Source organism: Clostridium sp. C2-6-12 (genome assembly GCF_009928485.1).
Lineage (GTDB): Bacteria > Bacillota > Clostridia > Clostridiales > Clostridiaceae > Clostridium.
In genome coordinates, this window is record NZ_JAABNP010000003.1 from 15,933 (window position 1) to 29,592 (window position 13,660).

A 13,660-nucleotide genomic window follows, 5' to 3' on the forward strand; every position below is an offset into this window, starting at 1 on the left:
AATATTATTTTAATGTTCATATTTAATAAGATATTCTCTGAGTCTACTTATATTTGGTGTTGACATATTTGATTTTTTAATCAATCCTAAAAGTGCTTTATCTAAATATTCCATTTCGTAATATGCTGATTTACAATGATCACTTATTGCAAGCCTGCCAATAGGTGTTAGTGCACATATCTTTAATCCATAATAAACTATTTTTCTGTGATTTTTTAGTAATTTCAAAGTATTTTCAGGATCAATTTTATATCCTAACTTAACTAATACATCACAACCTTCTAATATTGCATCAATAACAGCATTTAAAGCCTTTTTATTCCCTGCTATTTTTTTTAAATTACAATTTGACATATATGCTAAATATGCAAGTGGCATAATAAATGCTATATGTGTCTTAAAAAAATTATCCATATTTTTGTGATAATTCACTTTAAACCTTGTTTCCATAAATATTTTTTCTATAATAGGTCTATAATCATTCTTCCCATCTAAATCCCCAATATCAAAATCCGGATGCTTTGTATGTACACTAATCACTTTATTCTCTTCACGTCTTCCACCGATACTGAAAAAACCAAAAAGTATCCTAGGGTTACTTGTGGATGTTTTTTTAATTTCCTCACTTACTTCTTTTGCTTTATCTTCATTACCAACAAACACAAATAGAGGACATCTTACATTGGAACTGATTGCTGGCAATACTTCTTTAACTTGCAAGTTCTGCATGACTATAAAAGTCACATCATATTGATCCTCTGGTAGCAATTCCTTTACTATATTAATTTTATCTACTGTTGTTTTTCTTTGCATCCAATGTCTAATTGCTAAGCCTTTTTCTTTTAGTTCTTCATATCTTTTGCCCCTTGCAAGAATTGTAACCTCATGACCTGCCCTTTTTAATTCATGAGCCGCATAAGACCCTACAACACCAGCTCCATATATTAATATTTTCATTAATCTTCATCTCCTTGATAAATTTTCACTACATACATGCCTAATTGATTGTTTTAATATACAATTTTATAGCTTATAATGTTTAACAGTCTCAACCCATTTATTTGACTCACATAAAATCATAATCGTGTGTAACCACAAATTTAATAATTCTCCTTGTAAAGTATATTCAAGTTTTAATATATAGTAACCAAAAGAAAAAATCAGTCCCACCTTTAAGCAAAGAACCCAATTGAAAACTTTTTTAAAAAAATAAAATCTTCTCAATTAAAAGAAGACTTTATTTTTTCTATATTCAGTTGGAGTTACATTAAACTCTTCTTTAAATGCTCTTGCAAATTTTCCTGAGCTCCCATATCCACAGCTTAATGCTATATCTAAAACCGAAACCTTATGATCATTTAGCAATTCCTTAGCTTTTTTCATCTTATAGCTTTTACTATAAGCAAAAATAGTTGCTCCATAAATACTATTAAAGCCCTTTTCTAAGTCCGTTGAATTCATTTTGACCAGCTTAGAAATTTCTTTAACAGTAATACGCTTATCCACATTATCAATTATTATTTTTCTTGCTTCTTTTATTTTATCTATTGAGCTTTTTGAAAAATAAATATACTCATTTTTTTTATAATTCATATCAGACAATAAATAAAGCAACAATTCAACTACTTTTATTTTCATAAAATGATTGCTATATTTTTCTGGAATAACAAACAGCTCTTTAAAAATATGTTCTAAACTTTCAGTTGCATAATTAATTATGCACCTATCTGAAGAAAATACTTCCTTCAAAAAATTTTCCTCCTTAAATTCCTTTGTTTCCAGTATAGTATTTAAACTTTGTACAACATACGGAAAATAAATCATAACCGTAATTCCCTTAAAAGGCTTTACACTGAAATCACATGATACTGCATTTACTTTATATCCAAAAAGACTTATATCACCATCTGACATAACTGCATATCTTTGATTATCAAATTCAATCTCAACATGTCCGCTTAAGCAATAAGTGATTTCTATGCAATTAACATTTAGCTTAAAAGTGTTAATAATTGGACTATAAAATTCAACGTCATTATATATCAATTCAACACCTGGCATAACTTTAAAGCTTTCCATAATACCTCTTCCCACTTGAGATTTTACTTTATAAATTATTGAATTCTTATTTTGTATTCTATTTTCTATGGTTTCATTAAAATATACTTTATCCTCATCCAATCGTCTCAATTTAATTTAATTTTTTTCTATTCCAATTGAATTATTGCAGAATTTGCAATCTAATATTTTTTTCAATGCTGTTCCACTGCTTTGATGACATCTTATTAATTCAGCTTCGTTTACATCTGTCTTGGATAAAGCACATTGTATCATCTTATGTGATATGGTATTTGTAAATACCACCAACAAATCAGGTCTTCCAATTTGCTTTTTTAAGTTATTAGGCATTTGAGTAAATACTTTCGCCTTACAATTGTAATCTTTGCATATTCTTTTGTATTCACAAACCATTCTATCATGGCCACCAATTATAACAATACTCATTTTTCTTTTCCCCTCTCAGCTAATATGTTTTACTTATTTTTAAACTAAAGCACACAAGTTAGTTCTGACTAACCTATTTATAAATTTATATATTCCCATTATTTTTATTATAATGCATGTAAAATTAGTCACTAATAATAATAACAATATTAGTACTAAGTTACTCTTTCAACATAATTTATATATTAAAATAGCATTAGTTAGATGAAACTAACTAATGCTATTTTAATATATTTTTTTCAAGTTGTCTACAAACTTCAATGACATCTTTTTCAAATATCCTACTTAGCTAAAAACTATTATATATTTGCTGTTCATTATTCAGTATGTTATACTTACTTCATTAATAATATAACTGGAAACTACATATATAAGGAGATAATTTTATATGACTTTAAATGAATCTGTTGAAAACTATTTAGAAACTATTTTAATATTAAGCAAAAACTTGCCTATGGTTCGTTCAATCGACGTTGCCACAGAACTTAATTTTAAAAAATCTAGCGTAAGTGTTGCTATGAAAAATTTACGTGAAAAAGAATATATAACTATGACAAATGAAGGATATATTTCCCTTACTCAAACAGGAAAAGAAATAGCAAATATGGTTTATGAAAAACATACTTTTCTTTCTGGTTGGTTAGAACGTCTTGGTGTAGATGCTAATACTGCTGCTGAAGATGCATGCCGAATTGAACATGTTATAAGCAATGAGAGTTTTGAAGCTATAAAAAAATACGTTAACAAGAATAAATAACAGACTCCATCCAACTGCTTTTCTTCTTATTTGAATCAACTCTGAATAAATCCCTTTTTCATTGTACTCTCATAATGTAAAATTATGTTATACTTTTTTTCTAAATAACTCCTGTAACAAAATAACTGCTCCCAAATATAAATCTTTTTATAAGCTAATTCAAATCCTAACCAAGGACTATATTTCAAAAAATCACTCCATATCCTTCGAATAAAAATTCTTCTAGCATTTTAAAATCACATCATGGTAAATAATTTATATATTATTTTAAATTCCATAGTTAAGAAATTTCAAATCATTTAAGGGAAATGCCTATATGGAAAAATCTTTTTCTTCAAATATGATTATAAACAAAAAATATCACCTATTGATAATCATTTTCATTTACTTCGTTTTTATATTATGCTATATTATCTATAGGCTTAATTTTATCGCGGCAAATTTCTATTATGGAGATGATAATTATTATGGCAAAAATGAGAACACCAAGATTTAAATTATGTAGAAGATTAGGTTTAAACGTTATAGGACATCCTAATGCAATGAAGAGATCAAACAACGGCAGTGCTAGAAATGCTAAAAAACTTTCTTCTTATGGAACACAGTTGTTAGAAAAACAACGTCTAAGAGCATACTATGGAGTTATGGAAAAACAATTCTCTACTTATGTTAAAAAAGCTCTAAATGATAAAGAACAAACTGGTTATTCCTTAATTAAGAGATTGGAATGCAGACTTGACAATATTGTTTATCGATTAGGATTTTCAAATTCGGTGGCTGGAGCACGTCAAATGGTAGTGCATGGGCATTTCTTAGTTAATGGCAAAAAAGTAAATATACCATCCTTCAATGTAAGTATAGGAGATGTTATTACTTTAAAAGAGAAATCTCAAAAAAATGAAACCTTTAAAAATAATTTTTTATCTAACATTCTTAACACTTATCCTTACTTAGATAAAAATGAACAGGAATTTTCAGGTACTCTTTCAAGATATCCTCTTAGAAATGAAGTTCCTATTGAAATAAATGATTCCTTAGTCGTAGAATTCTATTCAAAATTAAGTTAATAATCAAAATTTTATTAAAGGATAACTAAATGATTAAACATAAATAATTTAGTTATCCTTTAGCTAATAATTTGAGGGGGGTATTAAATATTTGAAAATAGATACAAAACCAAAAATAATTTGTAGGAATCCTTTCAAACATTATTATTTTTGGGAACATAAGATCCTTAATCATGCAAATTTATGGGAGGGATATTTTGATAATCATAATATAACTGAAGCATCTAAAATAGTTTACACTGGAATACTGGACAATGATAAGAATATTTTTCACCACGGCTTTGTTGTTTATCCATCTATTTATGAGCTTTTAGGCTTTTTGCAAAATGTTTTTCTTCCCACAGCTTTTTTTACGTGGTTTGACCGTAATTATGATGATTTCTATATGCCATTAGAACCATATCCAACTGTTGTAAATGAAGTTATTGAACATAACAAAAACCTAGACTTAGACTTAACCTTAATAAATTCAATGAATGATTCTTATTATTTTTTAAATAACTTATGGTTATTTGAAGAATCAATACTATCCATAGCATTAAAATCTTTTTGTGAAAAATTTAATAATGAATGGGACCGAGATTATAATCAAAAAATATTCTTAATGACATTTAACTCACCTTCTGAAGTATTTGATTTTATCAAAACTTCTATTGGTTGGTCTGATTATGATGAATTTATAGAAGAACAAATTTCTATGAGTTTAGATCAGCTAAAATTCACCTGTGAAAATGCAATAATAGAGCCTTTATTAAATAAAAAATTTATAGAAATATTAAACACAACTATTCCAATATTATTTTAATATTTCTATTTTAATTTAAAATCAAAAAATATATTTAACGAAAAATCATTTTAAATCTATATATTTCTCTGTAATATGAGATTTATGATCAAAATTTTTTTTCAATTTTATTTTAATATTTATTGACAAATTTGGTTTAATATTATAATATTTACTTGAGAATGATTTTCATAATTACTTAAAAAATTGAAAGGAGTACTACATAAATGAAAATAGTATATTGGTCTGGAACAGGAAATACAGAAAAAATGGCTGAATTAATAAAAAACGGAATTATTGAGGCAGGTAAAGAAGCTGAAGCTATCTGCGTTTCCGATGTAAATGTAAATGAACTTTTAAATGAAGACATATTAGTTTTAGGTTGTTCAGCTATGGGAGATGAAGTACTTGAAGAATCAGAATTTGATCCTTTTATAGATGAAATTTCATCTAAGATATCAGGTAAGAAAGTAGCTCTATTTGGATCTTATGGCTGGGGCGATGGAAAATGGATGAGAGATTTTGAAGAAAGAATGATTGGATATGGTTGCAGTATTATAGATACACCTCTAATAATTCAAAATGAGCCTGATGGTAGTGAACAAGAGTGTTTAGATTTTGGTAAAAAAATAGCTCTTGCATAATTTAAGCTATTAATTAATTTTTGAAAGGAAAATTTTCAAATTTAGTTTAGTATAAATATTTAATTTGTTAAATATTTTATGGAATATATTAAAAATACTGAATAAATAGCACCCAAATTAATTTATTTAGTTATTGATATAAAATTTTATATAAGTTTTGTAATTAACCACCAAAAAGTTTTCAGTTCCACACGCTGAAAAAACTTCACACACATGAATACAAACACACAACTCCTAATGAAAATATATAAGATATTCCATAAAATTATATATAAGACCTTCTTAAATTCATATTGATTTTAAGAAGGCCTTCTTATTTATTTTAATTGAATTAACCTTAGACATTATTAAAGAAAATAATTATAATAATAACATGTTTATTTTAAGGAGATTAATATGAATTTTAGCAAGTTAAACAATAAGACTAAAGGAATAATATTTATAATATTATCAGCCTTTGGGTTTGCAATGATGTCAGCCTTTATTAAGTTATCTGGTGATCTGCCCTCTTTTCAAAAAACGTTTTTTAGGAATATAGTATCCTTAATTGTTGCCTTCGGACTTATTTTAAAACATTCAAGTAGCTTTTGGGGAAAGAAAGAAAATCAAAAATTATTAATATTAAGGTCCACTTTAGGGACTGTTGGAATACTTTTAAATTTTTACTCAATAGATAGATTGGTTTTATCTGATGCAAATATGTTAAATAAACTAAGTCCATTTTTTGTAATTATTTTTTCTTGGTTGTTATTAAATGAAAAAATTAATGGAAAGCAGATTTTATCAATAGTTATAGCCTTTATAGGTGCATTATTTATAATTAAACCTGCTTTTAATTTAGATGTTATTCCTTCAATTGCTGGAGCTTTAGGAGGAATTGCAGCAGCTGCTGCCTATACCTGTGTAAGAGCTTTAAGCGGAAGAGAAGCTCCTAATACAATAGTATTTTATTTTTCATTTTTTTCAAGCTTAATAACTTTTCCATTAATGCTTATATCCTATGAACCAATGACATTACTTCAGTTTATTCATCTTATTATGGCAGGTATTTTTGCTAGCCTTGGTCAATTTGGGATAACTTTTGCCTATAAATATGCTCCGGCTAGAGAAATTTCTATTTTTGATTATACTAATATAATCTTTTCAGCTTTAATAAGTTTATGCTTATTTGGAGTTCTTCCAGACTTCTTAAGTGTTATTGGATATATTGTTATATTTCTTGCTTCTTTATATATGTTTATATTTAATAAATAATTCAAATCAAATATTACTCTATATGATCAAATAAATTTATAATTATATCTAATACAATATTATGGATATAATTATAAATAACATATTTCCACCTTTATATTATAATTAGCCCAAAAAGTCCCAATATAGCAACATCTACTACATTGGGATTTTGGGGTTAGTTTAACTTTATATTATGCTTAAATTTAAAAAAGTAATTCCAACTATTCTGTCTTTATCCTAACTCCTTATAATAAGTTAGTTTGCCTGATTACTTATCATATAACTTAGTTACAAAATGTATTATTTAAAATTATTCCAATTAAACATCATCTATTTATTCTATAGTTATATCTTCAACATTAGTATTAGTATACAAATCAATTCTACTTTTCTTTTACATTGTTATTTAATAAGATTAATTTAGACGTGATAAATGCAGTAATTGGTATGATAAGAATTATTCCTATACCACAACATATAGATTGAAATACTTCTGAACAAAATACCTTTGCGTTTAGAATAGTACTTACGGAATAGTTCAGCTGATTAAAATATATCAATAGAGTCATAAATCCACTTATATATGCAAAAAATAATGTATTGGTCATTGTACCTAAAATATCTTTTCCTATATTCATACCTGATTTAAATAATTCCTGCTGAGTTATAAGTAGATTATTTTTATAGATTTCATTCATAGATGATGATATTGATATTGATACATCAATAATTGCACCTAATAATCCTATTAATATTTCACATATAACTATTTTTGAGAAATCAATTTGAACAAATAATGAATAAAAAGAAACCATATCTATCTGTTCATTGCTAAAACCTTGTATTTGAGCATTTATACTCATTTCATACGTAGTAATCATAACTAAAGCTATTACAATAGTAACTGACAATAAAGATGATACTGTTTTTTTGTTGTAACCATTAATAAAAAATAAACTAAAAAAACTGATTATCATAGCTCCTATAAAAGTTACTTTAATTGGATCTATTTTAGCACCTATCAAAATAAGCATAAAGAATAACGTAAAAAAATTTAAAATTAATGTAAAGAAGGATTGGACACCTCGTTTGCCACCGATAATTGTCATGATAATCAATAGTATTATTAATAATATTAATATTGTATTCATAATTTATACTTCTCCAATTTTATGATTTTTAAGAATTAAAATAGAAATATATACAGTAATGGGAATACTAAGTACAATTCCTATACTACCAACAATCGCTCTCATATACTCCAGGGAAAGATTAATACTTAAAATATAAGTTATAGGCACTCCATCTCTTAAGAACAAAATTATAGTTGGAATACTCCCACTTAAATATGCGAAAACTAATGTATTTGCCATTGTTCCCATAATATCTTGCCCAATCTCTCTTGAAGATTTAATTATAACATTTCTGTGTACATTAGGATTTTTATCATATAGTTCCTTTACTGCTGAAGAAATTGAAATTGCTATATCCATTATAGCACCTAAGGTACCTATCATTAATTCAATAAGAAATATAGTTTCAGGTGGTTGAGTAAGAAATTCCATCTCTTCAAAATGAACTCCACTCCAATTATTTATTTTAATTACAAGACCTGCAATCAGTATGGACACAAAAGTACCAGCTAAAGTACCTGCAATAGCTGCAATACTCTTTTTATTTCTACCACACACTATTATTATTGAAAGTATAATAAAAACTACACTAGCTATTATAGAAAACAATATTAAATAATATCCTTTAGTAAATAAATTAATTATAACAATTGAAATTATAAGATTAACAAATAAGCTTGCTAATGATCTTGCACCTTTTGCTCCTCCTACTAATAATATTAATATGATAAAAATATTCATTATGTATACAATATATTTATCTCTTTTTAGCTCACCTATTTTTACAACTGATATTTCCTTGTTAACAGTTTCTTCAATTGATAAAAAAATTTCATCATTTATTGTTAAATCCAAATCATTAGCTTTAGAAAATGATGTAACATTATCAAGTTCAATAGTTTCACCTTTATGAATCCCATTCATGATAATAGCTTGAACTTTTTGCAACTTCATTAATTCAATTTTTCCATTATCAGTTTTCTTATCAAATTTATGTTCATCTATAGTGATTATTTTCCCAATAGGTTTACTATATAGCTCTTCATTATTTGAAACAAAAAATAAGCTAAGTAAAGATATAACTATTATCCCCATCCAAAGCATTATTTTTCTTTGCGTAAATTCCTTCATTTCAGTTTCTCCTATTTTTATGTCAAATTTATAAAATCATTAAAAATTATACTCTTCTAAATTTATTTAATCAAATATAAACTCATTTTAATTTTTACGTGAAGTAAACAAAAAAACAATAAATAATCCAATAAAATACCCACAAGAAAGTTCAAATACTTCCTGTGGGTATTCACTTATTTATTTCCCTTTTTCTTCGAAACACAATCTAATTTTACTTTTAATTTATAAATCGTGTAACTTTCCTTCTTAAATATTAACTAGCTAAATTTTAAATTTTTCTACAGTATTCTTAAGATTATTAACCAATTCTTCTAATTTGCTAGTAGTTTCTCCAACTTGGTGCATGCACGCTGTTTGTTCCTCATTTGATGCTGTTACTTGTTCTGTAGCTGCTGAGTTCTCTTCTGTTATAGCTGCAACACTGCTTATAACTTGATCTGTAGTACTAGCTTTATTAGCCATATTATTGGCTGCTTTTGACACTTCAGCAACAATAGAACTTATTTCATTAAACACTTTTTCCACTTCTTCAAAGTTCTTTCCAACAGTGGTAGTAACCTCTACACCATGCATTACTTGTTCTGTACCTCTTTCCATCTTATCTGCTATACTTTCAATTTGCCTTTGAACACCAGTAATTAATTCAGCTATTTTATTAGATGCAGTACTTGATTGTTCTGCCAATTTTTTAACTTCCTCTGCAACTACTGCAAATCCTTTTCCTTGCTCACCAGCTCTAGCCGCTTCAATTGCTGCATTAAGTGCTAGCAAATTAGTTTGCTCTGCTATGTCAGTTATTACAAATACAATTTGGCCAATTTCTTTTGATTTTTCCAATAAATTTTGTGTTTCAGTAACATTTCCACTGTTTGTCTCAGCTATAGTTTTTATACTTTCAATAACTTCTTTAACGCCTTCTGCTCCAGACGTACTTACCTTTTTAGATTCTTCAACAACGCTTATCATATAATCAGATTTCTTAAATACATCATCTATATCCTTAATTAATTCTTTTGTTGCTTCTAAAGCCATACTTGCACTTTCTGCTTGTGATACAGCTCCTTTGGCTATTTCCTGCATACTTCTTGAAACTTCGTCTGTTCCTCTTAATGATTCATCCGTTGCAACAACTAAATTGTTTGATAATTCACTCACTTCATTAGCTGATTCACTAATATCACTTATCATTTCTTTAAGTTTAGTAACAGTATTATTTAAGCTCTTGCCTACCTTTCCAATTTCATCATTTGAAGTGATTTTTAATTGAGTTGTAAGATTTCCTGATGCAATTTCTTCTGAAAATGCAGACAGTTTAATTAATGGATGTACCATACGCTTTGCTTCTATCATTACAACACCAACAAGGATAACTAAAATTACTAATGTAATTAAAAATAATGATACCATTAATTTATCAGAAGCAGCAAATAACTCTTCTTCAGATATTACACTAGCAACACTCCAGCCTGACAAAGGAACTTGATTATAAAAAACTATAAAATTATCTTTTCCAGAAGTAAATCTAAAGGTACCAGATTTCTTATCAAGCATTTCTTTTCCCAACACCTGCATATTAGCATCTTCCACTTCTGATATTTTGCTTTTCATTATTAAATCTTCATTTGGATGTACAAGGATTGTTCCATCTTTTCCAACTAATAAACTATAGCCTTTATCCCCATATTTAAAGGCTTTAACCTTATCTTGAATATAAGATAGATTAACTGCTGAAATCATAGTTCCAATAGATTTATCAGCTTCATTTTTAATAGGTACTCCTATTACCACCAATGTTTTTCCAGTTCCCTTTGATATAACTGGATTTGATATATTATAGGGTACTCCACTCATTAAATCTTTATACCATGGCTTTTGAGATACATCTCCTGCTACAAAGTTTCCATTTGAATATTGTGCTCTAGATATACCATCATTATTAAATAACGTAGCTGATGCATTATCATATTCACCTGGATAATTTTTCTCTAAAAATTTAATTCTTTCCAAGTTAAATTTATCAACCGCATCAAGATTTGTTTCAATTTGTTTAGCTGTAGGGGTGTTTGTAGCACTTCTAACTTCTAATAGTTTACCCTCTAACCACGTATTTACGTTTTCTGAAAGTTTATTAGTTTCAGATATTCTATTGCTGATAATTTCATCTTGAATGGTTTTTCTAAATTGATATAATGCTGTTCCACTTAAAATCAGCATTCCAATTATTACTGTTGGTAAAATACCAAGTAGCAATTTCATTTTAAAAGATAATTTTTTAAGCATACTTCTTCCCCCTTAAAGTCTTTGTAACATTTCAGATTTTTCGACCATAATTGTCATTTTTATTTTTTTATTTTTATTAAATTCAAAAAAACCCTCCTATATTTATAATAATATCACCAAAATAAAAATAATTGTAAACATTTTTTACCTCAAATGGATAATAAAGTTTACAAAATACCAATTACAAAAAAATTTTATATATTTTTGATTTATTCTAATTTTTTTGTTAAATTAAATATTTTTAAAATAAAAACATAATTATTAAGCCACCAAAAATTAATCAACTTAATTTTTAGTGGCTTGAAATATATAATTATTATATTTTATATCTTTCTAAATCCTTTTTGAAGGTTTCAGTAATTCCTTTAAAGTCATATATATTTTCTATAAGCTTCTTAATTTCATTAGTATAATTTGTTACACTTGCACTAACTTCTTCTGATGAAGCCGAATTTTCTTCTGCAATAGCTGCAAGTGATTCTACACTATCATAAACCTTAGCTATAGCATCAGCTTCGGTATTCAACTTATCAATAGTTTCAATCATAGAATTCGCAACACTTTGAACTGATTGATTAGCTTCATAGCTTATATTTCTAACAACGCCTAAGCTGTCAGTTTCCTTTGCTAATATATCATATTGAACATCAATGTTGCCAACTAATGATTTAATTTCAGCTACAAATTGTTCAAGATTAGAATTTATTTCCAAAACTGCATCCTTAGATTGTTCGGCAAGTTTTCTTATAGATTCTGCTACAACCGAAAAGCCTCGTCCTTGTTCACCAGCTCTTGCTGCTTCTATAGATGCATTTAATGCTAATAAATTAGTTTGTTCAGATATTCCGGAAACTATAGATACTATATTAGTAATATCTTTAGCCTTATTTTCAAGATGAGTTCCTTTAACCTTTACTTCATTAAATTTCTCCAAACTATTTGAAATGTTTTTACTAGCATTATCTACATTTTCATAACTGTTATTTATTTTTTTCATAGCTTCTTCAAGTTCTAATTTATTAGAATTTTCATTTTGAACTATTCCTCTTAAAGCAGTAATATTTCCATTAAGGGTTTGAACCACAGCATCTGTATTTTGCGCCTGCATAATTGCACCGCCTGCCACCTGCTCTACTACACCACTTATTTCGTTAGAAGTGCTATTCATTGATTCAGAAATTACATTTATAGTATCTACAAATGTATTCATTTCATCTGTAACACCTTTGAAGCCTACAAAATCAGCTTGTATAACTTTTTTATGACTCTTTAAAAGTTCATAAATTTCTTCAAAAAAATCATTAGTTACAATTTTACCATCAACATTATATTGGTTGTTTATAATTCTTCCAAGCTCTTCTTTTATTTGATTCATTGGAGACATCATTAATGAAACACCTATAATTGTTGTTATACCAGATACAACGCCCCCTATTAGTGCTTTAATTACATTATCAATGCCTAATAAAGGTATTAATGCTAAAGTTGATATTATAAACGTAAATAATCCTGCCTTAACTCCAAAGTTCTTTATAAATCCAAATGAAAGTAATTCATTAAATAAATATTTCTTCTTATAATATATGTCTTTATCAAAGGTTAGCTTTAACTTTAATTCAGTTTCACTTTTTGATACTTGTTCTATATTTACTTTTTCTTTAAAATAATTGCAGGTTCCTTCTAACATTCCCATAAAATAATCAAACATACCTCTAGAAGAACTATAACTGAATATTGCTTGATTTCTTGATATAGGTTCTATTACTACTAAAGGCGGCTTTGCTCCAGCAAACTTCTTAGTCATAACCACATGAACATCAAACATAGATTTTAAAAATGAATATGCATTGTCATGTTTAAAAAATGCTGGATAATCTTGGCTAAAGGAGATTATGTTATCTTGCCCTATCTTTTTCCATAGTGTTCCTAAATCCATGTTTTGGCTTTTAGCTATATAAGCCATTATTTTTTTTACTTCTCCATCGTCTACATTTTCAATTGGAGAAAATATTTTACCGCTTCCCCATCCAACATATTCCATGGCATCAGCCACTGCTGAATCTCCAAACAGCTTTCTATTAGTTCGCATCCAAGTTGCTACTACTGTTCCTTTCATTCCC

General features: G+C 27.3%; 12 protein-coding genes. 5 read left to right on the forward strand and 7 right to left on the reverse strand.

Features of this window, described 5'->3' with window-relative positions:
• Positions 1 to 9: 9 nt before the first annotated feature.
• The 3 genes from GXK56_RS03280 to GXK56_RS03290 all read right to left on the reverse strand — a co-directional run bounded on the left by GXK56_RS03280 (position 10) and on the right by GXK56_RS03290 (position 2,505).
• Positions 10 to 957, reverse strand: coding sequence for a ketopantoate reductase family protein (locus tag GXK56_RS03280; protein ID WP_160684968.1), 948 nt, complete (start codon positions 955 to 957; stop codon positions 10 to 12).
• Positions 958 to 1,224: 267 nt separating this feature from the next.
• A complete protein-coding gene (locus GXK56_RS03285) occupies positions 1,225 to 2,190 on the reverse strand; it encodes an AraC family transcriptional regulator (protein ID WP_160684971.1) in 966 nt (321 codons plus the stop codon).
• A gap of 6 nt (positions 2,191 to 2,196) precedes the next feature.
• Positions 2,197 to 2,505 carry a DUF2325 domain-containing protein gene (locus GXK56_RS03290; protein ID WP_160684974.1) on the reverse strand — a complete coding sequence of 103 codons (309 nt, stop codon included), beginning with the start codon at positions 2,503 to 2,505 and terminating at the stop codon, positions 2,197 to 2,199.
• A gap of 388 nt (positions 2,506 to 2,893) precedes the next feature.
• Between GXK56_RS03290 and GXK56_RS03295 the strand changes: the two genes are divergently transcribed.
• The 5 genes from GXK56_RS03295 (at position 2,894) to GXK56_RS03315 (ending at position 7,011) form a co-directional block, all read left to right on the forward strand.
• A complete protein-coding gene (locus GXK56_RS03295; protein ID WP_160684977.1) occupies positions 2,894 to 3,262 on the forward strand; it encodes a metal-dependent transcriptional regulator in 369 nt (122 codons plus the stop codon).
• A gap of 467 nt (positions 3,263 to 3,729) precedes the next feature.
• Positions 3,730 to 4,329: a 30S ribosomal protein S4 gene (gene rpsD / locus GXK56_RS03300; protein WP_160684980.1), complete on the forward strand. Its 600-nt coding sequence runs from the start codon at positions 3,730 to 3,732 to the stop codon at positions 4,327 to 4,329.
• A gap of 91 nt (positions 4,330 to 4,420) precedes the next feature.
• The gene (locus GXK56_RS03305; RefSeq protein WP_160684983.1) at positions 4,421 to 5,134 is read left to right on the forward strand and encodes a hypothetical protein; all 714 of its coding nucleotides are present in this window, start codon (positions 4,421 to 4,423) and stop codon (positions 5,132 to 5,134) included.
• Between the two features lie 206 nt (positions 5,135 to 5,340).
• Entirely contained in the window at positions 5,341 to 5,757 is a 417-nt protein-coding gene (locus GXK56_RS03310; protein WP_160684986.1) for a flavodoxin, read from the forward strand.
• 396 nt (positions 5,758 to 6,153) lie between these two features.
• Positions 6,154 to 7,011: a DMT family transporter gene (locus GXK56_RS03315; RefSeq protein WP_160684989.1), complete on the forward strand. Its 858-nt coding sequence runs from the start codon at positions 6,154 to 6,156 to the stop codon at positions 7,009 to 7,011.
• 365 nt (positions 7,012 to 7,376) lie between these two features.
• On the opposite strand, the gene GXK56_RS03320 is transcribed toward GXK56_RS03315, so the two are convergent.
• The 4 genes from GXK56_RS03320 to GXK56_RS03335 form a co-directional block, all read right to left on the reverse strand.
• Entirely contained in the window at positions 7,377 to 8,144 is a 768-nt protein-coding gene (locus tag GXK56_RS03320; RefSeq protein WP_160684992.1) for a YibE/F family protein, read from the reverse strand.
• 3 nt (positions 8,145 to 8,147) lie between these two features.
• Positions 8,148 to 9,257, reverse strand: a complete 1,110-nt coding sequence (locus GXK56_RS03325) for a YibE/F family protein (RefSeq protein ID WP_160684995.1) — start codon at positions 9,255 to 9,257, stop codon at positions 8,148 to 8,150.
• A gap of 264 nt (positions 9,258 to 9,521) precedes the next feature.
• Positions 9,522 to 11,540, reverse strand: coding sequence for a methyl-accepting chemotaxis protein (locus GXK56_RS03330; protein ID WP_160684998.1), 2,019 nt, complete (start codon positions 11,538 to 11,540; stop codon positions 9,522 to 9,524).
• Between the two features lie 316 nt (positions 11,541 to 11,856).
• Complete coding sequence (locus tag GXK56_RS03335) at positions 11,857 to 13,656, reverse strand: heme NO-binding domain-containing protein (protein ID WP_160685001.1); 1,800 nt, start codon at positions 13,654 to 13,656, stop codon at positions 11,857 to 11,859.
• Positions 13,657 to 13,660 lie beyond the last annotated feature (4 nt).

What these genes read in the sequence shown, in the direction of transcription:
- GXK56_RS03280 (WP_160684968.1), bottom strand. Translation starts at nt 957, where the DNA reads ATGAAAATATTAATATATGGAGCTGGTGTTGTAGGGTCTTATGCGGCT.
- GXK56_RS03290 (WP_160684974.1), bottom strand. Translation starts at nt 2,505, where the DNA reads ATGAGTATTGTTATAATTGGTGGCCATGATAGAATGGTTTGTGAATAC.
- GXK56_RS03295 (WP_160684977.1), top strand. Translation starts at nt 2,894, where the DNA reads ATGACTTTAAATGAATCTGTTGAAAACTATTTAGAAACTATTTTAATA.
- rpsD (WP_160684980.1), top strand. Translation starts at nt 3,730, where the DNA reads ATGGCAAAAATGAGAACACCAAGATTTAAATTATGTAGAAGATTAGGT.
- GXK56_RS03310 (WP_160684986.1), top strand. Translation starts at nt 5,341, where the DNA reads ATGAAAATAGTATATTGGTCTGGAACAGGAAATACAGAAAAAATGGCT.
- GXK56_RS03315 (WP_160684989.1), top strand. Translation starts at nt 6,154, where the DNA reads ATGAATTTTAGCAAGTTAAACAATAAGACTAAAGGAATAATATTTATA.
- GXK56_RS03320 (WP_160684992.1), bottom strand. Translation starts at nt 8,144, where the DNA reads ATGAATACAATATTAATATTATTAATAATACTATTGATTATCATGACA.
- GXK56_RS03325 (WP_160684995.1), bottom strand. Translation starts at nt 9,257, where the DNA reads ATGAAGGAATTTACGCAAAGAAAAATAATGCTTTGGATGGGGATAATA.
- GXK56_RS03330 (WP_160684998.1), bottom strand. Translation starts at nt 11,540, where the DNA reads ATGCTTAAAAAATTATCTTTTAAAATGAAATTGCTACTTGGTATTTTA.
- GXK56_RS03335 (WP_160685001.1), bottom strand. Translation starts at nt 13,656, where the DNA reads ATGAAAGGAACAGTAGTAGCAACTTGGATGCGAACTAATAGAAAGCTG.